Raw genomic sequence first — 24,747 nt, 5'->3', positions numbered from 1 at the left:
ATGCGAAACTTGATTTCAAATATATCGATCGCTTTTTAACAAAGCAATCTGATCGATGTTTTTAAAATTTCATTTAAATCAATTTGTTACGAATTATCTGTCGAGATCGTGAACTACGACACACTTTGCGTTACCATCAGAGCGCGACAAAAAGGGGAAGGAAACGATGGGAAAAAAAGAGAACGAGATGACGCAGGAAAAAGAACGCCCGGCCGGAAGTCAGAGCTTATTTCGGGGTTTGATGTTGATTGAGATTTTGAGTAATTATCCCAACGGTTGCCCACTGGCGTATCTCTCGGAACTTGCTGGTTTGAATAAAAGCACAGTCCATCGTTTATTGCAGGGATTACAATCCTGCGGCTATGTGACGACCGCGCCTGCAGCGGGTAGTTATCGCCTGACCACTAAATTTATTGCTGTCGGGCAAAAAGCATTGTCGTCGCTGAATATTATTCATATCGCCGCGCCACATCTTGAGGCGCTCAATATTGCGACTGGAGAAACCATTAATTTCTCCAGCCGTGAAGATGACCACGCTATTTTGATTTATAAACTCGAACCTACCACCGGTATGCTGCGGACTCGCGCGTATATTGGTCAGCATATGCCGCTTTACTGTTCGGCGATGGGTAAGGTTTATATGGCGTTCGGTCACCCGGACTATGTGAAATCGTATTGGGAAAATCATCAGAATGAGATCCAGCCGCTAACTCGCAATACAATTACTGGTCTGCCTGCGATGTACGATGAACTGGCGCAAATTCGTGAAAGCGGTATGGCAATGGACAGAGAAGAGAATGAACTCGGTGTGTCTTGTATTGCTGTTCCGGTGTTTGATATTCATGGGCGAGTGCCGTATGCCGTGTCTATTTCTCTTTCTACGTCGCGTTTAAAGCAGGTTGGAGAAAAAAATCTCCTGAAACCACTGCGTGAAACTGCGCAGGCTATCTCTAATGAGTTGGGTTTTACCGTTCGGGAATAGGGGGCGATCACACAAAGCATGGGACAGGAGGCAAAACCGTAACATTTCCTTTGTTGGATCAAAGCAATAATGACGCACTCTCTGGCACGCTGCTGTTTTAGTTCAAAGGAGCGATCATGAACCGGTTTATTATTGCAGATGCGACGAAATGTATTGGTTGCCGTACCTGTGAAGTGGCCTGCGCCGTGTCGCATCAGGAAAATCAGGATTGCGCGGCGCTATCGCCTGACGAGTTTATGTCGCGTATTCGGGTGATTAAAGATCATACCTGGACCACGGCAGTTGCCTGCCATCAGTGTGAAGATGCCCCATGCGCGAATGTCTGTCCTGTGGGCGCTATTCGCCGCGAACATGAACATATCTTCGTTGAACAATCGCGCTGTATTGGCTGTAAAAGCTGTATGTTGGCTTGCCCGTTTGGCGCAATGGAGGTCGTTTCATTGCGCACAAAAGCGAGGGCGATTAAGTGTGATCTCTGCTGGCATCGGGCGGCGGGACCTGCTTGTGTTGAAGCCTGCCCGACGCATGCATTGCAGTGTGTGGATGTTGAGAAAGTGCAGCGGAATCGGCTACGACAGCAGCCTGTCTGAAACGTTTTTCCGGCGTTTTTTTAACGCAGGAATTGTGTGCTTTGTTTATGCCGGATGCGGCGTAAATGCCTTATCCGGCCTACAAAGTCTTCCAGATTCAATATATTGCAGAAATTATGTAGGCCTGATAAGCGTAGCGCATCAGGCCATTTTTAATGGCTTTCAGCCCAGGCGCGTTCAATCTCTTCCGCCAGAATCTTCACGCCTGCTTCAATTTTCTCCGTCTCTGGGACGTAGTTCATGCGCATACATTGATGCGTGTGCGGCCACGGTTTATCCAGACCTGGGAAGAAATTGTGCCCCGGTACCATTAGCACGCCGCGCGCTTTCAGGCGCTGATAGAGTTGCTCGGTGGTAATGGGCAAATCTTTAAACCATAGCCAGAGGAAAATTGCCCCTTCGGGTTTATGAATCAGGCAGCGATCTTCCGGTAAATAGCGGCGAATGATGGCGATAGTTTCCTGAACACGTTGGTAATAGAACGGCTTGATGACCGTTTCAGACAGGCGCAGTAGATCGTTTCGCTTAATCATTTCACACATCATCGCCGGACCAATACCGCCGGGTGCCAGGCTGATAATACCGTTCATATTGGTGATGGCGGTGATGATTTTTTCATTGGCGATAATAATGCCGCAGCGCGAACCTGGCAGGCCCAGCTTGGAAAGACTCATGCACAGCACTATGTTGGGATTCCACAGCGGACGTGCTTTGCTGAAAATGATGCCGGGAAACGGTACGCCATAGGCATTATCAATCACCAGCGGAATACCGTGTTGATTCGCCAGCGCATCCAGCTTCAGCAACTCTTCGTCAGTAATCACATTTCCCGTTGGGTTAGTTGGTCTGGAAACGCAAATCATCCCCGTTTCTTCGCCAATGTGCAGATGCTCAAAATCGACGTGATACTTAAACTGGCCTTCTGGCAGCAGTTCAATATTCGGGCGCGCAGAGACGAACAGATCCTCTTCCAGTCCGGCATCTGCGTAGCCGATGTATTCCGGCGCCAACGGGAACAACACCTTCTTGATGCTACCGTCGGCGCGGCGTCCGGCAAACAGATTAAATAAGTAGAAAAACGCACTCTGGCTGCCGTTTGTTAGTGCAATATTTTGTGGTTCGATATCCCAGCCCAGCTTCTCACGTAGCATTCCTGCAAGCAGCGACAGTAGCTCAGTCTTCCCCTGCGGGCCGTCATAATTACACAGCGCATCCGTTGCTTTGCCGCTTTCCAGCATGTCGGTCAGTAGCGTCTGGAAGTAATCCTGCATTTCCAGGATCTGCGCCGGGTTTCCGCCGCCAAGCATAATCGCGCCGGGAGTGCGTAAACCGTCGTTCAGATCTTCCATCAACAGCGTAATGCCGGAGCGGCGGGTAAATTTGTCACCAAAAAGGGAGAATGTCATAGCGGGATATCATTCGAACTCTGAAGCAAGGAAGGTAACAATAACGCTACATTTGCCGGGGTGCAAATTCGGCTATTGCAGAGGCATTGACGCGTTATGCTAAGGATTTTTCCGTGCCTGGTATTTTATTCTGACAGCGGCTTCCTGACGTACTGATATGCAGGAAGCCGGAAAAGCTATTGTTGCCCTGCTTCAACAAGTGCGGCGCTGGCCTGGTTTTTTCGTTGTGCATGGCTGACAAAGGTTCCCGCTCCCCCTTCGTCAAAGGCGGGAAACCTCAGGGAACTCCAACTGGCAGCAATGGTAAAACTGGGCAGAAGTGCCAGAAAACAGGCGGCAAGCTTCATTGCGAATGAGTCCTTATGCTGCGATTTCAGTTAGTTTGCCAGTGATCGGTCGGACAAAACTTATCCCTAAGCGATGAGCCAGCAGGGTGAGAAGTAAGGATGAGTACACATATACAAAAAACGGCTGATTTTTGCGATAAACCGCGCATTTTCTGCGATTTAGCGCCATTATGAATCGTTAATGCGTGACATAGTTTCAGATTTGGACTATTCCTTGAGGGTGCTCTTGATAGGTATTTTTGATATGATTTGAGATTCAACTCTCAAATTTGAGAAAAATATAAGGTGTTGGAATGATTAAATCCGACCAGGAGACCTGATGATTTTGACTCCCATACGACGATATGGGGCGATGATTCTTATGTTACTCACTCTGGTGTTTTCGAGTGAGGTGTTAGCGAAGACGCACACATCAACAACGAATCATAAGTCCCACATAACGAAGACCAGTAGTAAACAGGTAAGCAGTAAAGAAGAGTATTCTCGCAATAGTGCAAAGAGCAGTTCACTTCCTGATTTGCGAAAATACCCTTCCGGAACACCAAGGAAAAAGGCGTTTCTCCGGACTGTAATGCCCTATATTACCAGCCAAAATGCTGCTATCACGGAGGAGCGTAACTGGCTGATTTCAAAACAGTACCAGGGCCAATGGTCGCCTGCGGAACGTGCGCGTCTGCAAGACATCGCCAGGCGTTACAAGGTGAAGTGGTCTGGTAATACGCGAAAAATCCCATGGAATACGCTGCTTGAACGCGTAGACATTATTCCTACCAGTATGGTGGCGACGATGGCTGCGGCAGAAAGTGGTTGGGGTACGTCTAAGCTGGCACGTAACAACAACAATCTGTTCGGCATGAAGTGCATGAAAGGGCGCTGCCCCAATACGCCGGGTAAGGTGAAGGGTTACTCTCAGTTTAGTTCTGTACAAGAATCGGTGAGTGCTTACGTCACTAACCTGAATACGCATCCGGCTTACGCGTCTTTCCGCAAATCACGCGCGCAACTGCGTAAAGCGGATCAGGAAATTACCGCTACAGCGATGATTCATAAGCTGAAAGGTTATTCAACGAAGGGACAGAGTTATAACAACTACCTGTTCGCGATGTACCAGGATAACCAGCGCTTGATCGCTGCACATATGTAATTGCATTCCCTTGAGCCTTATTCGACTTGTTGGTCGGATAAGGCTTTTGCTCTCATCAGGCAGCCGTGTTGCGTTGCCAGATGTGTCTTAATATCCCTTTCCCTGGTTGAGTAGAGAATAATTACCATCTATATAAATTGATGATTCATTAATTTTTAATATGAATTTATTCTGAAAATCATTTGTTAATGGTGTTTTTCAGTTTTGTCTTTCGTTGGTTACTCGTAATGTATCTCTGATGGATAGGGAGATCGTTATGAAAACGTCAAAGAGTGTGGCAAAGCTATTATTTGTTGTTGGGGCATTCGTTTACATGGTTGGGTTATGGAGCTCATGCCCGCTGTTAAGTGGTAAGGGCTATTTTCTCGGTGTGCTGATGACCGGGACATTTGCGACTTATGCTTATCTTCGTTCGGAAAAATTAGGGCAATTAGATGAATTATTTACGCGTATTTGTCATTTGATTGCATTGCTTACTATTGGATTGTTATTCATTGGTGTGTTAAATGCGCCAATCAATGCATTCGAAATGGTGATATATCCTATTGCTTTCTTTGTTTGCTTGTTTGGTCAGGTTCAGTTAATGCGCTCGGCATAATCAGTAAGCCTGAAAGGAAAAATCTGATCAGGCTTATGGTGACTAACTGACGAGTCTTCGGCGATCAATCTTCTGCAAAAGAACTGAAAACAATAAACTGATTATCAGCGTTACATTAAATATCCAAAGAATATCCAGGAGAGGCCATTGTTTTAATTCCACACCATTGGTGCGTAAAGCGTGAATAATTAATGCATGAAAACCATATATTCCTAACGAATGGCGTGATATCAACTCCAGGCCCGGAATCATACGGACGTTAAGGGTATTTTTTACCAGAGTCAGTAACGCGATTGCGCAAATAAAAACTACTGGTCCACAGTAAAGATACCAGGTATCGGCAAAATTTCCGCGCCAGTGTAATTCATATAATGTTCCGCGAGAGATAATAAATACTCCCGTCACAAACAGTGAGACGCTTACCCACGATAGTGATTTTCGTTGTGTGTCCATTATCCCAATCGCGCGGCCCAGTATGCCATACAGGATGTAGTAAAAAGTATCGCCATTGATATATAAGTTAATCGGTAACCATTCAACACCGCCAATTTTCTGTGGCACCGTGTTGGGATTGGCGATGATGCCAATCACTACCATTAACACCAGCAATATTTTACCGTTGACGTTCTTTACCTGAATCAGTGGTGAAATCAGATAAATTACTGCAATCGCAAAGAAAAACCATAAGTGATAAAACACCGGCTTTTGCAGCAGGTTTTTCAGCGATAACTCCACATTGATAGAGGTAAACAGCGCAATGTAGATCAGCGCAACGATGCTATAAAACAGCAGGCACATGCCTATACGTAAGAAATGACGCGGCTGGGCACTCCGTTCGCCGAAAAAGAGATAGCCGGAAATCATGAAAAATAGCGGTACGCTGACACGAGATGCAGAGTTTAAAACATTCGCGATATCCCAGCTCAGAGAACTAACGCTATGGGCATTCGTCACATACCAACTGGTCGTGTGAATCATCACCACCATTAAACAGGCTATCCCTCGCAGGTTATCAATCCAGTAGATTTTGGGTTGCATCAGTATCTCTGTATCTGGTTAAAAAAGTCTGGCCGATAAATCATTCGGCTGGCGCACTGGAATAATCCGAGTTTTGTCACTACAGCTTATAGAGGCTTGAGGAAATTCGTAAGATTCCGCCACTATACCGATCTTAATAATAAGACTCACCTGCAAACCAGACGGTAATTTAATGATGATGAAGGATTTCTTTCCAGCAATGGCGCTCATTGTGCTAGTGGGATGTTCGACACCGCCACCCGAACAGAAAGCACAACGGGTAAAAGTTGATCCACTGCGTTCGTTGAACATGGAAGCGTTGTGCAAAGGTCAGGCGACAAAACGGTATAACACCGGTGAGCAAAAAATCGACGTCACCGTGTTTGAACAGTTCCAGGGGAGCTACGAAATGCGCGGCTATACCTTTCGGAAAGAGCAGTTTGTCTGTTCTTTTGACGCGGATGGCCATTTTTTGCATCTTTCCATGCGTTAAGACCTGCCTTTTTCCCGTTTCGTACTGTATATCTTCCATCCAGCGGGTATACTGATCCCTTCCTTTAAATCCACACGTATCCAGCACGAAATAATATGCAAAAGTTTGATACCAGGACCTTCCAGGGCTTGATCCTGACCTTACAGGATTACTGGGCTCGCCAGGGCTGTACCATTGTTCAACCATTGGACATGGAAGTCGGCGCGGGAACCTCTCACCCAATGACCTGTCTGCGCGCGCTGGGGCCAGAACCGATGGCGGCTGCTTATGTTCAGCCTTCTCGTCGTCCGACCGACGGTCGCTATGGCGAAAACCCCAACCGTTTACAGCACTACTATCAGTTCCAGGTGGTGATTAAGCCATCGCCGGATAACATTCAGGAACTGTATTTGGGTTCTTTGAAAGAGCTGGGCATGGACCCGACTATTCACGACATTCGTTTCGTAGAAGATAACTGGGAAAACCCGACATTGGGCGCCTGGGGTCTGGGCTGGGAAGTGTGGCTGAACGGCATGGAAGTGACCCAATTCACGTACTTCCAGCAAGTTGGCGGTCTGGAGTGTAAACCCGTTACCGGTGAAATCACCTACGGTCTGGAACGTCTGGCGATGTACATTCAGGGCGTAGACAGCGTTTACGACCTGGTCTGGAGCGACGGCCCGCTGGGTAAAACCACCTACGGCGACGTGTTCCATCAGAACGAAGTGGAGCAATCCACCTATAACTTCGAATATGCGGATGTGGACTTCCTGTTCACCTGCTTCGAGCAGTACGAGAAAGAGGCGCAGCAACTGCTGGCGCTGGAAAATCCGCTGCCGTTGCCAGCCTACGAGCGTATTCTGAAAGCCGCCCACAGCTTCAACCTGCTGGATGCGCGTAAAGCCATCTCCGTCACCGAGCGTCAGCGCTACATTCTGCGCATTCGCACCCTGACCAAAGCAGTGGCAGAAGCATACTACGCTTCCCGTGAAGCCCTCGGCTTCCCGATGTGCAACAAAGATAAGTAAGAGGCGGCCATGTCTGAGAAAACTTTTCTGGTGGAAATCGGCACTGAAGAGCTGCCACCAAAAGCACTACGCAGCCTGGCTGAGTCCTTTGCTGCGAACTTTACTGCGGAGCTGGATAACGCTGGCCTCGCACACGGCACCGTTCAATGGTTTGCTGCTCCGCGTCGTCTGGCGCTGAAAGTGGCTAATCTGGCGCAAGCACAGCCCGATCGCGAAATCGAAAAACGCGGCCCGGCGATTGCCCAGGCATTCGACGCTGAAGGTAATCCGACCAAAGCAGCAGAAGGTTGGGCGCGTGGCTGTGGGATCACCGTAGATCAGGCCGAGCGCCTGACCACTGACAAAGGCGAATGGCTGTTGTATCGCGCCCATGTGAAGGGTGAAAGCACTGAAGCGCTGGTGCCGAACATGGTCGCTACCTCGCTGGCAAAACTGCCGATCCCGAAACTGATGCGTTGGGGCGCATCTGACGTGCATTTTGTGCGTCCGGTGCATACCGTAACTTTGCTGCTGGGCGATAAAGTTATTCCGGCAACCATTCTGGGGATTCAGGCCGATCGCGTGATTCGTGGTCATCGCTTTATGGGCGAGCCGGAATTCACTATCGACAACGCCGATCAGTATCCAGAAATTCTGCGTGAGCGCGGTAAAGTCATCGCTGATTACGAAGAACGTAAGGCGAAGATCAAAGCCGATGCCGAAGAAGCGGCGCGTAATATTGGCGGTAACGCTGACTTAAGCGAAAGCCTGCTGGAAGAGGTGGCTTCGCTGGTGGAATGGCCGGTTGTATTGACGGCGAAATTCGAAGAGAAATTCCTCGCAGTGCCGTCTGAAGCACTGGTTTACACCATGAAAGGCGACCAGAAATACTTCCCGGTGTATGCGAACGACGGCAAACTGCTGCCGAATTTTATCTTCGTTGCCAACATCGAATCGAAAGATCCGCAGCAAATTATCTCTGGTAACGAGAAGGTTGTTCGCCCACGTCTGGCAGATGCCGAGTTCTTCTTTAATACCGACCGTAAAAAACGTCTGGAAGATAATCTGCCGCGTCTGCAAACCGTACTGTTCCAGCAACAGTTGGGGACACTACGCGACAAGACCGATCGCATCCAGGCGCTGGCGGGCTGGATTGCCGAACAGATTGGTGCCGATGTTAATCACGCTACCCGCGCGGGCCTGCTCTCCAAGTGCGACCTGATGACCAACATGGTCTTCGAGTTCACCGACACTCAGGGCGTAATGGGGATGCACTACGCACGTCACGATGGCGAAGCGGAAGATGTGGCAGTGGCGTTAAATGAGCAGTATCAACCACGTTTTGCTGGTGATGCTCTGCCCTCTAACCCGGTAGCTTGCGCTTTGGCGATTGCTGACAAGATGGACACCCTGGCGGGCATATTCGGCATCGGCCAGCATCCGAAAGGCGACAAAGACCCGTTTGCGCTGCGTCGTGCGGCACTTGGCGTGTTGCGTATTATCGTCGAGAAGAACCTCAATCTTGACCTGCAAACGCTGACCGAAGAAGCGGTGCGCTTGTACGGTGATAAGCTGACCAACGCCAACGTGGTTGATGATGTTATCGACTTTATGCTCGGTCGTTTCCGTGCCTGGTATCAGGATGAAGGTTACACTGTTGATACCATTCAGGCCGTTCTGGCGCGTCGTCCGACTCGTCCGGCAGATTTCGATGCCCGTATGAAGGCGGTATCGCACTTCCGTACTCTGGACGCGGCGGCAGCACTGGCGGCGGCGAATAAGCGTGTCTCCAACATTCTGGCGAAATCAGACGAAGTGCTGAGCGATCGTGTGAACGCCTCTACCCTGAAAGAGCCGGAAGAAATTAAACTGGCGATGCAGGTGGTTGTACTGCGCGACAAGCTGGAGCCGTACTTCGCGGAAGGTCGTTACCAGGATGCACTGGTCGAGCTGGCTGAACTGCGTGAGCCGGTTGATGCTTTCTTCGATAAAGTGATGGTTATGGTTGATGACAAGGAACTGCGTATCAACCGTCTGACCATGCTGGAAAAACTGCGCGAATTATTCCTGCGCGTTGCGGATATTTCGCTGTTGCAGTAATAACGCCGTTATTAAATAGCCTGCCATCTGGCAGGCTTTTTTATCGCTAAATAATACAGCAACCTTTAATAATCTTCTGCTGAATAAAGATTATCTCATATATTAATTTTATGCGATTTTTTTAGGATTATATCAAGGAGAAGAAACGAGCTTATTAAGCTAGAATAGCCACGGGTGCTTGAGACTGTTTGTCTCAGGTATCACCGAAAGGCAGACAGAGAAAAGCCCCACCTGACTATAAATCAAAGTGAGGCTACCCTATGCCTGAACACCATAAGGTTAGCCTCTTACTCGTTGGAAATCAACACAGGGGGCTGGGAATGCCGCAGAAATATAGATTGCTTTCTTTAATAGTGATTTGTTTCACGCTTTTATTTTTCACCTGGATGATAAGAGATTCACTGTGTGAATTGCATATTAAACAGGGGAGTTATGAGCTGGCGGCGTTTTTAGCCTGCAATTTGAAAGAGTAAGAGTCTTCGGCGGGAAGTTATTCCCGCCTTTCTTGCGGTGTGATGCATTTTCAATGCACCCTTTATCATTAAGAATGATAGTTAATCCAATCAGGGAAGTTATACCATCATGTTTTCCAGAGCCTCATTGTTATCACGCCTATCAGGAATAATGCTTGCACTGTTCTCCTCGACGGTAACAGCTCACTTACCGCCTGCACTGGCACCGCATTATCAGTTAGTTCCATCCCGACAACATAAGCTGCCAGCCACTGCCTGGTCGAGAGTGGATAATCCCGGCTTTATTTATTATGTCTGTCTGAGAGACCCTTCCAGGCCCAGGCCGGATGTTGTGGTGATGTGCGGAGTTGGTGATGATAAGCATCGAGCTGGCGGCAATTCTGGGTATTTTGATATATGGTATTTGAAAGGTGATAACGTGATTGTGTCAGCCAGTGTTAAAAGTGGTGGGCGGTATGGTGCATCCGGCGAGGCCAGCCCCCTCTACATAGGAAAACATTCCGCGGTCAGACTCGAAGAGCGCTATAACTGGCAGGGAGTCCAACAACTACTTTACCGCTATTATTTGCCAATTAAGAATGAGTTGGTTGAAGTCGCATCGCTACCTGTTTTTTCGAACAATGAGGCTCTTTGTGAAGATTCGCAGAGTGAATGCCTGATAGACAATCTCCGGACTGATGTCACCTTTAATGGCAGGAGCTCAGCCAGTTACCCTGAGATGAATATCCACACCACAGGCATTTTGGCGGGTAAAAAGATAGATAAACGCTGGGTTGTAAATTTTGACTCTACGACGCACCGTTATACGGTACCGAAAGAAATCCATCTCTCTTATTAAGAAGGCAAATCGCAGGCAAAAAAATCCCCGCCCGAGGGCAGGGATTCGAATTCTTAGCGGCTTAAACTTACAGAGAAGTTACGTTACCAGCTGCCGGGCCTTTAGCGCCGCTTTCGATGGTGAAGGACACTTTCTGACCTTCGTCCAGAGATTTGTAACCATCGTTCTGGATAGCAGAGAAGTGTACGAACACGTCTTTAGAGCCATCGTCAGGAGTGATGAAGCCGAAGCCTTTGTCAGCGTTGAACCATTTTACGATACCAGTCATTTTACCGGACATAGTGTATTACCTTTAATAATTAAGTGTGCCTTTCGGCGATATGGCGTGCTTTACAGATTTTTGAAGCGTTAAAGGAAATGTGCACTACGAGGGGTATCAACGATAACTCTTGAAGGGACTTGCCTTACTACACTGCTTTAATGGTCTGTACGTCAAACCGTTGATGTGCATTAAGCCACGCATCGGAGGGTTATGCAACATTTATTTTTCAAATCTATGATTAATTGGTCGGAAAGCGGCCCTGTCATCAGGACCGTTATCATCAAAAAATGAAATAAAAGTCTATTCCATCAATTGCTTACTTAATGCTGGATTGGCTTGAATCAGGCGCATAAGTTTTAGTTCGGCACTGGAAGGCTTCACGCGTCTGGATTCCCATTCCTTCACCATGGCGACTGATACACCCAAAACCCGGGCGAAATCATCAATCTTTAGCCCTGTTCCTTTACGTAGTTGCTCAATCTCGGTACACGGCGTTGGTCTGTGTGTCAGGGTAATCTTCTGTGTTTCATCTTTAAAAACAATATGTTCAAGGCTGCTTAACAGCTCATGCATTGGATCTTTGTATTCCATTGAAAACTCCTCAAATCACACTGCGGGATCGTGAATTTCATCGAAGCTCATTAAGAATAGCCGGGAAAAACAGGCGAGGTGGTGGAAAATTAAGCGTGGGAGCGCCACGATTCGATTCAGCCCGATAGCAACAGTGATGAGTCGTGTCCTAACGATCTGAAAAGTGCGGCTATCTCTACCTGAGCAAATCCGATTGTAAAGATTTCGAAATATTATATTCGACGGCTAGAGAGTGCCCGGAAGCAGAATAACCTGATGTTTTTAACAATAAATAAACAAATAATGTTTCTGCGACATGTCATGTAATTTTCCCTGGAAGATTATGCAGAAAGGGTATCCTGCAAGCCTGTCCTGGACTATCCTTGTCACGTCAGACACGCGTGTGTCGTTGTGCGCTTTTTTTGGGTGAAAGGAGTAAGAAAATGGCGACAGGAAAGTCCTGCTCTCGCTGGTTTGCGCCTCTTGCGGCGTTATTAATGGTAGTTAGCCTGAGTGGGTGTTTTGATAAAGAAGGCGATCAGCGCAAAGCGTTTATCGACTTCCTGCAGAATACAGTGATGCGTAGCGGCGAACGTCTACCAACCCTGACTGCCGATCAGAAAAAACAATTTGGTCCTTTTGTCTCTGATTACGCGATTCTGTATGGCTATTCTCAGCAGGTGAATCAGGCGATGGATTCCGGTCTGCGTCCGGTTGTAGACAGCGTTAACGCAATTCGCGTACCGCAGGATTACGTTACACAAAGTGGCCCACTGCGTGAAATGAACGGTTCGTTAGGCGTGCTGGCGCAGCAGCTGCAAAATGCGAAGTTACAGGCAGACGCCGCGCATTCCGCGTTGAAACAGGCTGATGATCTGAAACCCGTGTTTGATCAGGCATTCACCAAAGTGGTGACAACCCCGGCAGATGCTTTGCAGCCGTTGATTCCGGCGGCACAAACCTTCACACAACAACTGGTGATGGTTGGGGATTATATTTCCCAGCAAGGCACTCAGGTGAGTTTTGTATCAAATGGCATCCAGTTCCCGACGTCTCAGCAGGCAAGTGAATATAACAAACTGATTGCGCCATTACCGGCACAGCATCAGGCGTTTAATCAGGCCTGGACCGCAGCCGTCACTGCAACGCAATAAAAATAGTAAAAGCCCGAGAAAATTATCGGGCTTTTACTCATACGGTCGCGGTTTACCCCGCGACGTGCGGATTCACACAGTTCTTTTCAACCTTTCCTTGTAACGCATTAATCAAATTATCCACGGCACATGCCGCCATGCCATAGCGCGTCTCATGAGTGGCAGATCCAATGTGTGGAACTGCGACAACATTTGCCATAGAGAGCAATGGAGAATCAATTGGTAGCGGCTCCTGTTCAAAAACATCCAGTCCGGCGGCATGAATTTCTCCATTCTGTAACGCCGCGATTAGCGCATTTTCGTCAACGACCGGACCGCGGCCTGCGTTAATGAAGATGGCAGAGGGTTTCATTTTGGCGAATTGTTCAGCGCCAAACAGGTGATGGGTTTCTTCCGTTAGCGGCAGAATCAGGCAGACGAAATCTGATTCTTGTAACAGAGTATCCAGACCGCAATAGCGGGCGTTAAAGCGTTCTTCCGCTTCTTTATGGTGGCGACGCGCGTTATAGAGAATCGGCATATTGAAGCCAAAATGCGCTCGCTGCGCCAGCGCCATGCCAATCCGTCCCATTCCGACAATGCCCAGTGTTTTATGGTGAACGTCGGTGCCGTACCAGTCCGGGCCAATATTTGCGGTCCATTCGCCAGCTTTTACGCGTTCTGCGACTTCCACAACCCGACGTGCTGTGCACAGTACTAGCGCCATGAGTGTATCGGCTACCGTTTCTGTTAATACGGTTGGCGTATGCATTAGCAGGATTTTACGGGCGTTAAGCGCATCGACATCGAAATTGTCATAGCCTACGGAGATCGTTGAGGCGGCACGCAGTTTCGGCATCTTTTCCAGCAATGCAGCATCAACATTTTCGTTTGAACCCAGTAAACCTTCGGCTTCGGCAAAAATCTCTGCATTTTGTTTGATAGTCTGCGGATTGAGGTTTGCCACCTGGTGAACGGTGAAATGCTCTTGCAGGCGATGCAGTAAATCATCAGGTAAGGCTTTGTAGAGGATAACGGACGGCTTCATGTTTCTCTCCATTCGCTGAGAAGGCCTTCACCTTAGCCTGGAAAATGAAGCAGGAAAACTGAAGAATACCGGGTGATTAAACCACCACCCGGCATGAAAGGGATTACAGCGGGCTCAAGGTAATTTCTACGCGACGGTTTTGCGCTTTACCTTCTGCAGTGCTGTTGCTGGCAATTGGGTTCGCCGGGCCAAGACCCTGAGTACGGATACGGCTGGCGTCCACGCCCTGGGTGATCAGCGCGCTGGCGACGGAATCTGCACGCTGCTGGGACAGACGCATGTTCAGGTCGTGACCGCCAGTGCTGTCAGTGTAGCCAATCACGTTAACCGCAGTTTTCGGGTACTCTTTCAGCACCATCGCAACACCGGTCAGCGTGTTAGCGCCCGCAGGTTTCAGGGTAGCGCTGCTGCTGTCGAAGGTGACGTTATTCGGCATGTTGAGGATAATGTTATCCCCACTGCGGGTTACGCTAACGCCGGTACCGCGCATTTTGTCGCGCAATTTCGCTTCTTGCACATCCATGTAATAACCTACGCCGCCGCCCAGCGCTGCACCAGCCGCTGCGCCAATCAGCGCACCTTTACCGCGATCTTTCTTAGAAGAAGAGAGCGCGCCAATGCCTGCGCCAACGAGAGAGCCCAGACCTGCGCCGATAGCGGATTTACCCGCTTCGCGTTCGCCGGTGTAAGGGTTAGTGGTACAGCCAGATACCGCCAGAGCGCCGCTCACAACGGCGGCAATCAGATAAACACGTTTCTTCATTGTTAATCCTTAATGACCTTTTTATTCTTTGTCACGGGTTCCGTGGCGGGAGATTATGCCGTGTGAACATGAAGATTATTCCTGGGAATACTCGGAAATTTGTAAGTAATATTTAACTGCTCAATATATCTAACCTTTCAGGAGCCTCCGGTTTGGCCAACTCATCCTCACGTTATTCTGTTCTTACTGCTGCCCATTGGGGGCCAATGGTGGTTGAAACTGACGGCGAAACGGTCTTCAGCTCACGTGGCGTGTTAACGACAAAAATAGAAAATTCCTTGCAGAGCGCGGTTCGTGACCAGGTTCATAGCAACACGCGGGTGCGGTTTCCGATGGTACGTAAAGGTTTTCTTACATCGCCGGAAAAACCACAAGGTGTAAGGGGACAGGATGAATTTGTGCGCGTCAGTTGGAATGAAGCACTGGATCTTATTCACCAACAACATAAACGTATTCGTGAGGCTTATGGTCCAGCGTCGATTTTTGCCGGCTCCTACGGCTGGCGTTCAAACGGCGTGCTGCATAAAGCGTCAACCTTGTTACAACGCTATATGGCGCTGGCAGGTGGTTACACCGGGCATCTGGGAGATTATTCGACAGGTGCGGCGCAGGCCATCATGCCGTATGTGGTTGGCGGGAATGAAGTTTATCAACAACAGACTAGTTGGCCACTGGTTCTGGAACATAGTGATGTGGTGGTGTTGTGGAGCGCCAATCCGCTAAATACGCTGAAAATTGCGTGGAATGCGTCTGATGAGCAAGGGCTTGCTTACTTTTCCGCACTGCGCGATAGCGGGAAAAAGCTGATCTGCATTGATCCAATGCGATCGGAAACCGTCGATTTCTTTGGCGGTAAAATGGAATGGATCGCACCGCATATGGGCACTGACGTTGCGCTGATGTTAGGCATTGCTCATACGCTGGTGGAAAACGGCTGGCATGACGAGGCATTTTTGGCGCGTTATACCACGGGTTACGACATCTTTGCTTCTTACCTGCTGGGTGAAAACGATGGCGTAGCGAAGAGCGCTGAATGGGCGGCGACTATTTGTGGCGTTTCAGCAGAGAAAATCCGCGAACTGGCAGCTATTTTCCATCAAAACACCACGATGCTGATGGCGGGATGGGGAATGCAGCGCCAGCAGTTTGGCGAGCAAAAACACTGGATGATTGTCACGCTGGCGGCCATGCTCGGGCAAATTGGCACGCCTGGTGGCGGTTTTGGTCTTTCTTACCATTTTGCCAATGGCGGCAACCCGACCCGCCGCTCTGCGGTGCTTTCATCCATGCAGAGCTGTTTACCGGGCGGTACGGATGCGGTGGATAAAATTCCTGTCGCCCGCATCGTTGAAGCGTTAGAAAACCCGGGCGGCGCATACCAACACAACGGCATGAATCGCCATTTCCCGGATATTCGCCTTATCTGGTGGGCGGGCGGTGCTAACTTTACCCATCATCAGGATACTCATCGCCTGATTCGCGCCTGGCAAAAACCGGAGCTGGTGGTGATATCCGAATGTTTCTGGACGGCGGCGGCGAAACACGCCGATATCGTCCTGCCAGCGACCACGTCGTTTGAACGTAACGATCTCACCATGACCGGTGATTACAGCAACCAGCATCTGGTACCGATGAAACAAGTGGTGCCGCCGCGTGGTGAAGCGCGTAATGATTTCGATATCTTTGCTCAATTAAGTGAGCGCTGGGAAAAGGGCGGTTATGCGCGCTTTACAGAAGGAAAAAGTGAGCTGCAATGGCTGGAAACGTTTTATAACGTCGCCCGACAACGTGGGGCACATCAGCAGGTTGAATTGCCGCCGTTTGATGCGTTCTGGGAAGCCAACCAGTTAATTGAGATGCCGGAAAATCCAGCCAGCAAACAGTTTATCCGTTTTGCCGATTTCCGTCGTGACCCGCAGGCGCATCCGTTAAAAACGGCCAGCGGTAAGATTGAAATCTTCTCACAACGTATTGCCGATTACGCTTACCCGGATTGCCCAGGGCATCCGATGTGGCTGGAGCCGGATGAGTGGCAGGGCAATGCCGAACCGGAACAACTGCAAGTCGTTTCTGCCCATCCGGCGCATCGTCTGCACAGTCAACTGAATTACAGTTCACTTCGCGAATTGTACGCGGTGGCAAACCGCGAGCCTGTCACCATTCATCCCGAAGATGCACAGGCGCGCGGCATACAAGATGGTGACACGGTACGGGTATGGAATTCGCGCGGACAGATCCTTGCCGGAGCGGTGATTAGCGAAGGTATCAAACCCGGCGTTATTTGTATTCATGAAGGAGCATGGCCGGATCTGGATATAACCGCTGGCGGTATTTGTAAAAACGGCGCGGTGAACGTGTTGACTAAAGACCTCCCCAGCTCGCGGCTGGGGAATGGCTGTGCGGGGAATACAGCGTTGGCGTGGCTGGAGAAATACACCGGCCCGGTATTGCCGCTTACGGCGTTTGATCCGCCGGCCAACTCATAATCCAGGTGGGGAGCTGGGTTTCATCCTGCCATGCACAGTCGACAATGTGAAAACCCTGAGCATGGTAAAAATCTATCGCTGGCTGGTTTTTCTGGTAAACCTCCAGTAATAAGTGGGGATAGCGCTGTTGTACATGTAGCATCAGCGCTTTACCGATACCACGTCTGACGGCTTTCGGTGCGACAAACATCGCAGCCAGAAATCGTCCTTCCATAATGCTGACAAAACCGAGAAATTCACCGTCTTCTTCCCACACCCAGTTTTGCGCATTGGCGAGATAGGCATCACGCACCAGCGGAATGCAGTCATGCCAGTAGTTTGCTTTTATAAAGGGATGTCCCCAGGTTGTACTTTCCAGCCACAACTCGAGGATTGCAGGCAGTTCCGAACGTTGCGCTTCTCGTATCATGCTTTGCTCCCGGGATGGCAACAACAGCTAACAATATGATCATTCACCAAACCGCATGCTTGCATAAAGGAGTAACAAATTGTCGTGCCAACAAACTTAAAGCCGCGCTTTTTTAAGGCCTTAGAGAGCGCATCGGAGGCGGGAGTTGACGTAGGGATTTCGCTCAACGTTGTAGCATTCGTCACTTGTGGTTGATGGTTTACAAACGACCAGACAAAGTCAGCAAACGGTTCGCCGTTCTGTTCCATTTGCAGATATGCCCGCGCATTACCAATAATCGCCTGGATTTTCCCTCGATGGCGAATAATCCCGGCATTTTGCAGCAGCTTTTCGACATCTTCCTCCTGCATTGCCGCGACCTTGACCGGATCAAACTGATGAAAACAGGCGCGATAATTTTCACGTTTTTTGAGGACGGTAATCCAGGATAATCCTGCCTGTTGTCCTTCAAGGCAGATCATTTCGAACAGTTTTTTACCGTCGGTTTCCGGCACGCCCCATTCTTCATCGTGATAGGCGATGTAAAGTGGGTCCTGACTTACCCAACCGCAACGTTCCATATTTTTCCTCGCTATGTGCTCTATCGTAAAAATTCTACCTGCTTTTCTTGACGCAACGGTGAAAGAGTCAATATTTAATACAGGGCTGATTTGCCCGACATCCTTCGTACAATGACAATAATATTGCCGAATTCGGCTCTTCCCTGGAGTCGTGTTAATGATCATAAAAAAATGCGTTGGCTGCCAGGCGCTAAGTCTTCTGACGAGCGTGGTAACCAGTTTCCTTTTTCTAAACACAGCATACGCCTGGCAACAAGAATATATCGCTGATACGCAGCCAGGACATACCACTGAGCGTTATACCTGGGATAGCGATCACCAACCTGATTACAACGATATTTTGTCGCAACGTATTCAAAGTAGCCAAAATGCGCTGGGGTTGGCGGTAAATTTGGCAGAAGAGTCGCCCACTGATGCAACCAGCAGTATGAGTATGGGCTGGAATTTTCCTTTATATGAGCAGGTTACAACGGGGCCTGTGGCCGCATTACATTACGATGGCACAACGACCTCGATGTATAACGAGTTTGGCGACAGCAATGCAACGCTGACCGATCCGTTACTACATGCCAGCGTCAGTACGTTAGGCTGGCGGGTTGATTCCCGGTTTGGCGATCTCCGTCCCTGGGCGCAAATCAGCTATCACCAGCAATTTGGCGAGAATATCTGGAAGTCGCAATCGGGATTAAGCCGGATAACGGCAACAAATCAGAACGGCAACTGGCTGGATGTGACGGTGGGGGCGGATATGCTACTTAACCAAAATATTGCAGCCTATGCTGCGTTATCCCAGGCCGAGAACAGCGCCACTAACAGCGACTATCTGTACACCATGGGCGTTAGCGCCAGATTTTAATGATTTGATTATAATTTAAACGCAATATTAACAATGGCTGTGATGATAGTGGGTACTAACTCACCAAGTAATAATGTTGATGAATATTTGTCACGTCATTCATTCCTGAACTGAGGCATTTCATTCCGTTTTGATGGCATTTCATGCCGTTTTTCCCCAGGCATAAAGTGCACTTCGTTATGGTTGTTGGCAGAGATTTTTCCTTTTTATTAATGCAGGAATACTGCCATGACACCTTCCAATTATCAGCGTACCCGCTGGCTGACACTCATCGGCACCATCATTACCCAGTTTGCGCTGGGATCGGTTTATACCTGGAGCCTGTTTAACGGCGCGCTTTCTGCCAAGCTGGATGCGCCAGTGAGTCAGGTCGCTTTTTCCTTCGGCCTGCTGAGTCTGGGACTGGCAATTTCTTCTTCTGTGGCTGGCAAGCTGCAGGAACGCTTTGGTGTAAAACGCGTCACCATGGCCTCCGGTATTTTGCTGGGACTGGGGTTCTTCCTTACTGCGCACTCCAACAATCTGATGATGCTGTGGTTGAGCGCTGGCGTGCTGGTTGGGCTGGCGGATGGCGCAGGTTATCTGCTGACGCTTTCTAACTGCGTAAAATGGTTCCCGGAGCGTAAAGGTTTGATCTCTGCCTTTGCCATCGGTTCTTATGGTCTTGGCAGTCTGGGCTTTAAATTTATCGATACCCAGCTACTGGAAACGGTAGGCCTGGAAAAGACCTTTGTGATTTGGGGCGCAATTGTACTGGTGATGATTGTCTTTGGCGCCACATTAATGAAAGACGCGCCGAAACAGGAAGTGAAAACCAGCAACGGTGTGGTGGAAAAAGACTACACCCTGGCGGAGTCGATGCGTAAACCGCAATACTGGATGTTGGCAGTGATGTTCCTGACAGCATGTATGAGTGGCCTGTATGTGATTGGTGTAGCGAAAGATATCGCCCAGACTCTGGCACATCTTGATGCAGTTTCCGCCGCTAACGCAGTGACGGTTATTTCTATTGCTAACCTGTCTGGTCGTCTGGTGCTGGGTATTCTGTCGGACAAGATCGCTCGTATCCGCGTTATCACTATTGGACAGGTTATTTCGTTGGTGGGGATGGCGGCCCTGTTGTTTGCACCATTAAATGCAGTGACATTCTTTGCTGCGATTGCCTGTGTGGCATTTAACTTCGGCGGCACGATTACCGTCTTCCCGTCACTGGTTAGTGAGTTCTTTGGTCTTAATAACCTGGCGAAAAACTACGGTGTGATTTACCTCGGCTTCGGTATCGGCAGTATTTGCGGTTCGATTATTGCCTCTCTGTTTGGCGGCTTCTACGTCACTTTCTACGTGATTTTTGCTCTGTTGATTCTGTCTCTGGCACTCTCAACGACGATTCGCCAGCCTGAACAGAAGATGTATCATGAAGCACATATATAAAGAAAATTGCGGTTATTAAGCTAAAAAAAGGGGAGGAAACTCCTCTTTTTTGTATGTTGTAGAAAAAGAGATGATTTTTTCATCAAATATTCATGTTGTGAATTATTTTGCACTTAAAATATAGATATTTTGTATTAATTTATTCCTAAAAAAATCCAATAGCTTTTTATGACAAAAACTAACCTTATGATTTATATTATGTTTTACATTCTTTCATTAATTTAATATTTTATTTGATTTAATTTATTTTCTTGCCTATCTCCTGTCTCTCCGTATAATCCGGCCTTCGAAATTGATGCATGTTTAATGCATTAATATCTATTATTTAATGTGATTTTTATAATAAATGGAGTTTTTAATGAAAAAGGTCGTTTTTGCCTTATCCGCACTCGCATTAACTTCTGGTTCCGTATTTGCAGCAGATTCTGGCGACGGTACTGTTAAATTTACTGGTGAGATCGTTGATACACCTTGTGTGCTGTCTGTTGATTCTCAGAAACAAGAAGTTGTACTGGGTCAGGTACAAAAATCTGTATTCACCGCAGCAGGAGCAAAATCTCCGTCTAAACCTTTCGAAATCAAATTAGAAGATTGTGATACCGGTTCTGGTAAAACAAAAGTGAAAGTCGGCTTTAACGGTGTGGGTGATAGCGATAGCAACGGTGAATTAGTTTCCGTTAGCACCGAAGCAGGCGCTGCAACAGGTGTGGGCATTGGTATTTATGATAATACCAATACACTGATTAAATTGAATTCTGGTGAAGCGGAAACTACGCTAAAAGACGGTCAAACCGTTCTGTATTTTACTGCTAATTATGTTTCTACCAAAGACACCGTTACCACTGGTTACGGTAATGCGGAAGTAGACTTCAACCTGTCTTACGAATAATCGCATATTGTTTCATCATGGCAGTGAGACATCACTGCCATGTATTTTCAACAAGTTATGGAACGAGTGATGAAAAATACCTGTTTAGCTCTGGTGTTCTCTGTTTGTTTTTCATCGTCATGTCTGGCGGGTGGAATAGCATTAAGCTCTACCAGAGTCATTTATGATGGTAATAAAAAGGAAACATCGCTGACAGTTAATAACAATAATAAGACAGAAGAGTTTCTGATCCAGTCCTGGGTTGATGATGCAAGTGGGAACAAAAAAACGCCGTTTATTATTACGCCGCCACTGTTCAAACTCGATCCTGATAAAAATAATATTTTACGTATTGTGAATATCACACCTTCATTGCCGCAGGATCGTGAATCTGTTTATTGGGTAAACGTGAAAGCCATTCCGTCTAAAAGTGAAGGCAGTGAAGAAAAAAATGTTTTACAGATAGCTGTCCGTACACGGATAAAACTGTTTTATCGTCCAGCCGGATTAAAAGGCGACGTAAAGGCGGCACCAGGCGAGTTACGTTTTACGCGTACGGGTAATCAAATTCGTGTTGATAATCCCTCTGTCTTCAACATTACGTTTAATCAATTTTTTGTAAATGGCCGGGAAATAGAAAAATCAGGCATGGTACCGGCGAAAGGGTCACTTAATATTTCGTTGCCGGCAGGAGTCAATGCCGTATCTCAGGTGAAATATAACACTATTAACGACTTCGGGGCGTCAGCAGAAATGTTGAGCCGGGACGTCAATTGATCGATACCTTGCTCGGGGAAATTGCGTAATGTCACGGAAGGCTGTCTCTCGCTCATTCTCATCTGTTCCTTTTTCCTTCTCCATGCTAACTCTCATGGTTGCCAGTTCATTTCCTGCAACCGCTGGAAAGTTTAACCCGCGTTTTCTGGAAGATGTGGAAGGGGTGAGCCAGCACATCGATCTTGCTATGTATGAGTCGGGGCGCGAGGAACAACTGCCCGGGACATATCGCGTTTCCTTGTTCGTGAATGATCAAAAAATGGAAACACGTACGCTGGAATTTAAAGCGGCGACGGAATCCCAACGCAAGGTGATGGGCGAAGCATTAGTGCCCTGTTTGAGTCGAACGCAACTGGCGGATATGGGGGTGCGGGTAGAGAGTTTTCCGGCATTGAATCTTGTTCCGGCAGAAGCATGTGTGGCCTTTGATGACATTATTCCCCAATCCTCCAGCCACTTTGATTTTAGCGAACAAAAGCTGGTGATGAGCTTTCCACAAGCGGCAATGCATCAGGTAGCGCGCGGCACGGTGCCCGAATCTGAGTGGGATGAAGGGATCCCCGCATTGCTTCTTGATTACAGTTTCAGTGGAAGTAATAGCAAATATGATTCCGCCAGTACGGATACCCGCTATGTCGATCAAAACGGTATCGAACAACACGACAGCAGTGACAAACAACAAAAAAGCGACAGCTATTATCTTAACTTGCGTAGTGGATTAAATATTGGCCCCTGGCGTTTGCGTAACTATGGTACGTGGAGTCACTCCGATGGTCAGGCTCAATGGACGAATATTGGCACTCATTTGACCCGCGCGATTATTCCTTTAAAAGCCCAGATCACATTAGGCGATACCGCGACGCCATCGGACATTTTTGACAGTGTACAGATGCGCGGAGCATTGCTCTCATCTGATGACGACATGTTACCTGACAGCCAGAGAGGGTTTGCGCCGGTTGTTCGCGGCATTGCGAAAAGCAATGCTGAGGTGAGCATTGAGCAGAATGGTTACGTTATCTATCGCACTTTTGTACAGCCCGGCGCATTTGAAATTAATGACCTCTACCCTACAGCAAACAGCGGTGATCTGACGGTCATTATTAAAGAGGCTGATGGTAGTGAGCAGAAATTTGTGCAACCTTTCTCGGCGGTAGCGATTTTCCAGCGCGAAGGCCACCTGAAATACAGCCTGGCGGCAGGAGAATATCGCGCCGGGAACTACAACAGCGGTAATCCGAAGTTTGGTCAGGCGGACGCTATTTACGGCCTCCCTTTAGGCATGACTGCCTATGGCGGCACATTGCTGTCTGAAAACTACAGTGCATTTGCTCTGGGGTTAGGCAAAAACTTTGGTTCCATCGGTGCCGTGTCAGTTGACATTACGCAGGCAAAAAGCGACCTGGCGCATGGTGATTCCAGTCAGGGGCAGTCTTACCGATTCCTCTATTCCAAAAGCTTTGAAAGCGGCATGGATTTTCGTCTGGTGGGATACAAATACTCAACCAGCGGTTTCTATACTTTCCAGGAAGCGACGGATGTCCGCAGCGGTGCTGATAGTGACTACAGCCGTTATCACAAGCGCAGCGAAATTCAGGGCAACCTGACGCAACAACTGGGGGCTTATGGGTCGGTGTATTTCAATATGACCCAACAGGACTACTGGAATAATGATGGGAAACAGCTCTCGCTTTCAACCGGTTATAACGGGCGTATTGGCCGTGTGAACTACAGCCTGGCTTATAGCTGGAATAAAAACCCCGGTTGGGATGGCAGCGATCGTTTGTGGTCGCTCAACTTCTCCATTCCACTAGGGCGCGCCTGGAGCAATTACCGTCTGACGACTGACCAGGATGGACGCACGACACAGCAACTGGGCGTCAGTGGGACGCTACTTGAGGAGAGAAATCTGAGCTACAACGTGCAGGAGGGGTATTCCAGTAACGGCACGGGGAACAGCGGCAATGCGAGCATGGGTTATCAGGGCGGTTCCGGCGATATTGATGTCGGATACAGCTACGGCAAAGATTATCAACAACTGAGTTATAACCTGCGGGGGGGAATTATTGCTCACAGCGAGGGGATTACCCTTTCGCAACCGTTGGGAGAAACCATGACGCTGATTTCTGTACCGGGAGCCAGCAATGCGCATGTGGAGAATAATGGCGGCGTCCAGGTTGACTGGTTCGGCAATGCGGTGGTGCCTTATGCCATGCCATATCGTGAAAATGAAGTGTCCCTGCGTAGCGACACGTTAGGCGACGATGTGGATGTTGTGGATGCTTTCCAGAGAGTGGTGCCTACCCGCGGCGCCGTGGTGCGGGCGCGTTTCGATACCCGAGTGGGGTATCGCGTATTGATGACGTTGCAGCGTTCAGGCGCTCAACCTGTGCCATTCGGCGCAACCGCGACGTTAATTACCGATAACAAAACCGACGTGAGCAGCATTGTGGGCGAAGAAGGTCAGCTTTATATCAGCGGAATGCCGGAAGAAGGCCGCGTTCAGGTGAAATGGGGTAAAGAGGAATCGCAGCAATGCATCGCACAATATGTTTTGTCTGTTGAGATGAAACAGGCGGGCATTATTCCCGTTTCAGCGAAGTGCCAGTGAGC

The 24,747-nt window shown here is 48.5% G+C and carries 24 protein-coding genes and 1 pseudogene; 16 read left to right on the top strand and 9 right to left on the bottom strand.

Annotated elements, in window-relative coordinates; all coding sequences use genetic code 11:
- Window positions 1–166 precede the first annotated feature (166 nt).
- Both yiaJ and PS053_RS13390 read left to right on the top strand, forming a co-directional pair.
- Window positions 167–982 carry an IclR family transcriptional regulator YiaJ gene (gene yiaJ / locus PS053_RS13395; protein ID WP_000516607.1) on the top strand — a complete coding sequence of 272 codons (816 nt, stop codon included), beginning with the start codon at window positions 167–169 and terminating at the stop codon, window positions 980–982.
- A 116-nt stretch (window positions 983–1,098) separates the two neighbouring features.
- Window positions 1,099–1,572: a 4Fe-4S binding protein gene (locus PS053_RS13390; protein ID WP_001078801.1), complete on the top strand. Its 474-nt coding sequence runs from the start codon at window positions 1,099–1,101 to the stop codon at window positions 1,570–1,572.
- 152 nt (window positions 1,573–1,724) lie between these two features.
- On the opposite strand, the gene avtA is transcribed toward PS053_RS13390, so the two are convergent.
- Together avtA and PS053_RS13375 are read right to left on the bottom strand one after the other, a co-directional pair.
- Complete coding sequence (gene avtA, locus PS053_RS13380) at window positions 1,725–2,978, bottom strand: valine--pyruvate transaminase (RefSeq protein WP_256879258.1); 1,254 nt, start codon at window positions 2,976–2,978, stop codon at window positions 1,725–1,727.
- 224 nt (window positions 2,979–3,202) lie between these two features.
- Window positions 3,203–3,325, bottom strand: a pseudogene (locus PS053_RS13375) (alpha-amylase); the annotation flags it as partial.
- Between the two features lie 319 nt (window positions 3,326–3,644).
- Here PS053_RS13375 and PS053_RS13370 point away from each other — a divergent pair.
- Window positions 3,645–4,469 carry a protein bax gene (locus PS053_RS13370; protein WP_032278861.1) on the top strand — a complete coding sequence of 275 codons (825 nt, stop codon included), beginning with the start codon at window positions 3,645–3,647 and terminating at the stop codon, window positions 4,467–4,469.
- A 256-nt stretch (window positions 4,470–4,725) separates the two neighbouring features.
- Complete coding sequence (gene yiaB / locus PS053_RS13365; RefSeq protein WP_000858124.1) at window positions 4,726–5,067, top strand: inner membrane protein YiaB; 342 nt, start codon at window positions 4,726–4,728, stop codon at window positions 5,065–5,067.
- Window positions 5,068–5,109: 42 nt separating this feature from the next.
- Here yiaB and PS053_RS13360 read toward each other — a convergent pair whose 3' ends face one another.
- Window positions 5,110–6,105 (bottom strand): acyltransferase, encoded by a 996-nt coding sequence (locus tag PS053_RS13360; protein ID WP_256879259.1) that lies wholly within the window; start codon window positions 6,103–6,105, stop codon window positions 5,110–5,112.
- 172 nt (window positions 6,106–6,277) lie between these two features.
- Here PS053_RS13360 and PS053_RS13355 point away from each other — a divergent pair, with 172 nt between their 5' ends.
- The 5 genes from PS053_RS13355 to PS053_RS13335 all read left to right on the top strand — a co-directional run bounded on the left by PS053_RS13355 (window position 6,278) and on the right by PS053_RS13335 (window position 10,974).
- Entirely contained in the window at window positions 6,278–6,577 is a 300-nt protein-coding gene (locus PS053_RS13355) for a YsaB family lipoprotein (protein ID WP_059229187.1), read from the top strand.
- 95 nt (window positions 6,578–6,672) lie between these two features.
- The gene (gene glyQ / locus PS053_RS13350; RefSeq protein ID WP_001168544.1) at window positions 6,673–7,584 is read left to right on the top strand and encodes a glycine--tRNA ligase subunit alpha; all 912 of its coding nucleotides are present in this window, start codon (window positions 6,673–6,675) and stop codon (window positions 7,582–7,584) included.
- Between the two features lie 9 nt (window positions 7,585–7,593).
- Window positions 7,594–9,663, top strand: a complete 2,070-nt coding sequence (gene glyS / locus PS053_RS13345) for a glycine--tRNA ligase subunit beta (protein ID WP_059221279.1) — start codon at window positions 7,594–7,596, stop codon at window positions 9,661–9,663.
- 320 nt (window positions 9,664–9,983) lie between these two features.
- Window positions 9,984–10,136 carry a type I toxin-antitoxin system toxin HokA gene (gene hokA, locus PS053_RS13340; RefSeq protein ID WP_001135738.1) on the top strand — a complete coding sequence of 51 codons (153 nt, stop codon included), beginning with the start codon at window positions 9,984–9,986 and terminating at the stop codon, window positions 10,134–10,136.
- 151 nt (window positions 10,137–10,287) lie between these two features.
- Window positions 10,288–10,974, top strand: a complete 687-nt coding sequence (locus PS053_RS13335; RefSeq protein ID WP_059271833.1) for a hypothetical protein — start codon at window positions 10,288–10,290, stop codon at window positions 10,972–10,974.
- 67 nt (window positions 10,975–11,041) lie between these two features.
- Here the strand turns inward: PS053_RS13335 and cspE are convergent, their stop codons facing one another.
- The gene (cspE, locus tag PS053_RS13330; protein ID WP_000014594.1) at window positions 11,042–11,254 is read right to left on the bottom strand and encodes a transcription antiterminator/RNA stability regulator CspE; all 213 of its coding nucleotides are present in this window, start codon (window positions 11,252–11,254) and stop codon (window positions 11,042–11,044) included.
- A gap of 282 nt (window positions 11,255–11,536) precedes the next feature.
- On the bottom strand, window positions 11,537–11,827 hold the full coding sequence (locus tag PS053_RS13325) for an HTH-type transcriptional regulator (RefSeq protein ID WP_000455794.1): 291 nt from the start codon (window positions 11,825–11,827) through the stop codon (window positions 11,537–11,539).
- Window positions 11,828–12,249: 422 nt separating this feature from the next.
- Between PS053_RS13325 and PS053_RS13320 the strand changes: the two genes are divergently transcribed.
- Complete coding sequence (locus PS053_RS13320) at window positions 12,250–12,960, top strand: DUF3053 domain-containing protein (RefSeq protein WP_002460072.1); 711 nt, start codon at window positions 12,250–12,252, stop codon at window positions 12,958–12,960.
- Between the two features lie 52 nt (window positions 12,961–13,012).
- On the opposite strand, the gene ghrB is transcribed toward PS053_RS13320, so the two are convergent.
- Window positions 13,013–13,987 carry a glyoxylate/hydroxypyruvate reductase GhrB gene (ghrB, locus tag PS053_RS13315; protein ID WP_000804993.1) on the bottom strand — a complete coding sequence of 325 codons (975 nt, stop codon included), beginning with the start codon at window positions 13,985–13,987 and terminating at the stop codon, window positions 13,013–13,015.
- A 103-nt stretch (window positions 13,988–14,090) separates the two neighbouring features.
- Window positions 14,091–14,750, bottom strand: coding sequence for an OmpA family lipoprotein (locus PS053_RS13310; RefSeq protein ID WP_000747625.1), 660 nt, complete (start codon window positions 14,748–14,750; stop codon window positions 14,091–14,093).
- Between the two features lie 152 nt (window positions 14,751–14,902).
- On the opposite strand from PS053_RS13310, the gene PS053_RS13305 reads away from it, so the two are divergent.
- Window positions 14,903–17,236 carry a molybdopterin guanine dinucleotide-containing S/N-oxide reductase gene (locus PS053_RS13305; protein ID WP_256879260.1) on the top strand — a complete coding sequence of 778 codons (2,334 nt, stop codon included), beginning with the start codon at window positions 14,903–14,905 and terminating at the stop codon, window positions 17,234–17,236.
- Here PS053_RS13305 and PS053_RS13300 read toward each other — a convergent pair.
- Window positions 17,205–17,645: an N-acetyltransferase gene (locus PS053_RS13300; RefSeq protein ID WP_000617465.1), complete on the bottom strand. Its 441-nt coding sequence runs from the start codon at window positions 17,643–17,645 to the stop codon at window positions 17,205–17,207. The two genes, PS053_RS13305 and PS053_RS13300, sit on opposite strands and share 32 nt — an antisense overlap.
- Entirely contained in the window at window positions 17,642–18,205 is a 564-nt protein-coding gene (gene tag, locus PS053_RS13295) for a DNA-3-methyladenine glycosylase I (RefSeq protein ID WP_059277702.1), read from the bottom strand. The genes PS053_RS13300 and tag overlap by 4 nt, the downstream gene beginning before the upstream one ends.
- Window positions 18,206–18,362: 157 nt before the next feature.
- On the opposite strand from tag, the gene PS053_RS13290 reads away from it, so the two are divergent.
- From PS053_RS13290 to lpfC, 5 genes are all read left to right on the top strand, one after another.
- On the top strand, window positions 18,363–19,061 hold the full coding sequence (locus tag PS053_RS13290; RefSeq protein WP_059277703.1) for an autotransporter outer membrane beta-barrel domain-containing protein: 699 nt from the start codon (window positions 18,363–18,365) through the stop codon (window positions 19,059–19,061).
- A gap of 228 nt (window positions 19,062–19,289) precedes the next feature.
- A complete protein-coding gene (locus PS053_RS13285; RefSeq protein ID WP_000189041.1) occupies window positions 19,290–20,492 on the top strand; it encodes an L-lactate MFS transporter in 1,203 nt (400 codons plus the stop codon).
- Window positions 20,493–20,850: 358 nt separating this feature from the next.
- Window positions 20,851–21,381, top strand: coding sequence for a long polar fimbrial major subunit LpfA (lpfA, locus tag PS053_RS13280; protein ID WP_000758162.1), 531 nt, complete (start codon window positions 20,851–20,853; stop codon window positions 21,379–21,381).
- 69 nt (window positions 21,382–21,450) lie between these two features.
- Window positions 21,451–22,137, top strand: a complete 687-nt coding sequence (gene lpfB / locus PS053_RS13275; RefSeq protein WP_072244639.1) for a long polar fimbrial biogenesis chaperone LpfB — start codon at window positions 21,451–21,453, stop codon at window positions 22,135–22,137.
- Window positions 22,138–22,165: 28 nt separating this feature from the next.
- Window positions 22,166–24,745, top strand: a complete 2,580-nt coding sequence (lpfC, locus tag PS053_RS13270) for an outer membrane usher protein LpfC (RefSeq protein ID WP_059277704.1) — start codon at window positions 22,166–22,168, stop codon at window positions 24,743–24,745.
- Window positions 24,746–24,747: the final 2 nt, after the last annotated feature.

The sequence above is a fragment of the Escherichia albertii genome, assembly GCF_028622335.1.
In the GTDB taxonomy this organism is placed as follows: Bacteria; Pseudomonadota; Gammaproteobacteria; order Enterobacterales; family Enterobacteriaceae; genus Escherichia; species Escherichia albertii.
This window is presented reverse-complemented; position numbering and strand designations above follow the sequence as displayed.

Excerpts from the sequence above, each read along its gene's own strand:
- PS053_RS13360 (WP_256879259.1), bottom strand. The coding sequence starts at position 6,105 with ATGCAACCCAAAATCTACTGGATTGATAACCTGCGAGGGATAGCCTGT.
- lpfB (WP_072244639.1), top strand. The coding sequence starts at position 21,451 with ATGAAAAATACCTGTTTAGCTCTGGTGTTCTCTGTTTGTTTTTCATCG.
- PS053_RS13300 (WP_000617465.1), bottom strand. The coding sequence starts at position 17,645 with ATGATACGAGAAGCGCAACGTTCGGAACTGCCTGCAATCCTCGAGTTG.
- hokA (WP_001135738.1), top strand. The coding sequence starts at position 9,984 with ATGCCGCAGAAATATAGATTGCTTTCTTTAATAGTGATTTGTTTCACG.
- glyS (WP_059221279.1), top strand. The coding sequence starts at position 7,594 with ATGTCTGAGAAAACTTTTCTGGTGGAAATCGGCACTGAAGAGCTGCCA.
- PS053_RS13290 (WP_059277703.1), top strand. The coding sequence starts at position 18,363 with ATGATCATAAAAAAATGCGTTGGCTGCCAGGCGCTAAGTCTTCTGACG.
- PS053_RS13310 (WP_000747625.1), bottom strand. The coding sequence starts at position 14,750 with ATGAAGAAACGTGTTTATCTGATTGCCGCCGTTGTGAGCGGCGCTCTG.
- PS053_RS13390 (WP_001078801.1), top strand. The coding sequence starts at position 1,099 with ATGAACCGGTTTATTATTGCAGATGCGACGAAATGTATTGGTTGCCGT.
- PS053_RS13370 (WP_032278861.1), top strand. The coding sequence starts at position 3,645 with ATGATTTTGACTCCCATACGACGATATGGGGCGATGATTCTTATGTTA.
- PS053_RS13355 (WP_059229187.1), top strand. The coding sequence starts at position 6,278 with ATGATGATGAAGGATTTCTTTCCAGCAATGGCGCTCATTGTGCTAGTG.
- glyQ (WP_001168544.1), top strand. The coding sequence starts at position 6,673 with ATGCAAAAGTTTGATACCAGGACCTTCCAGGGCTTGATCCTGACCTTA.
- lpfC (WP_059277704.1), top strand. The coding sequence starts at position 22,166 with ATGTCACGGAAGGCTGTCTCTCGCTCATTCTCATCTGTTCCTTTTTCC.
- PS053_RS13320 (WP_002460072.1), top strand. The coding sequence starts at position 12,250 with ATGGCGACAGGAAAGTCCTGCTCTCGCTGGTTTGCGCCTCTTGCGGCG.
- avtA (WP_256879258.1), bottom strand. The coding sequence starts at position 2,978 with ATGACATTCTCCCTTTTTGGTGACAAATTTACCCGCCGCTCCGGCATT.
- yiaB (WP_000858124.1), top strand. The coding sequence starts at position 4,726 with ATGAAAACGTCAAAGAGTGTGGCAAAGCTATTATTTGTTGTTGGGGCA.
- tag (WP_059277702.1), bottom strand. The coding sequence starts at position 18,205 with ATGGAACGTTGCGGTTGGGTAAGTCAGGACCCACTTTACATCGCCTAT.
- PS053_RS13325 (WP_000455794.1), bottom strand. The coding sequence starts at position 11,827 with ATGGAATACAAAGATCCAATGCATGAGCTGTTAAGCAGCCTTGAACAT.
- ghrB (WP_000804993.1), bottom strand. The coding sequence starts at position 13,987 with ATGAAGCCGTCCGTTATCCTCTACAAAGCCTTACCTGATGATTTACTG.
- PS053_RS13335 (WP_059271833.1), top strand. The coding sequence starts at position 10,288 with ATGCTTGCACTGTTCTCCTCGACGGTAACAGCTCACTTACCGCCTGCA.
- yiaJ (WP_000516607.1), top strand. The coding sequence starts at position 167 with ATGGGAAAAAAAGAGAACGAGATGACGCAGGAAAAAGAACGCCCGGCC.
- cspE (WP_000014594.1), bottom strand. The coding sequence starts at position 11,254 with ATGTCCGGTAAAATGACTGGTATCGTAAAATGGTTCAACGCTGACAAA.
- lpfA (WP_000758162.1), top strand. The coding sequence starts at position 20,851 with ATGAAAAAGGTCGTTTTTGCCTTATCCGCACTCGCATTAACTTCTGGT.
- PS053_RS13285 (WP_000189041.1), top strand. The coding sequence starts at position 19,290 with ATGACACCTTCCAATTATCAGCGTACCCGCTGGCTGACACTCATCGGC.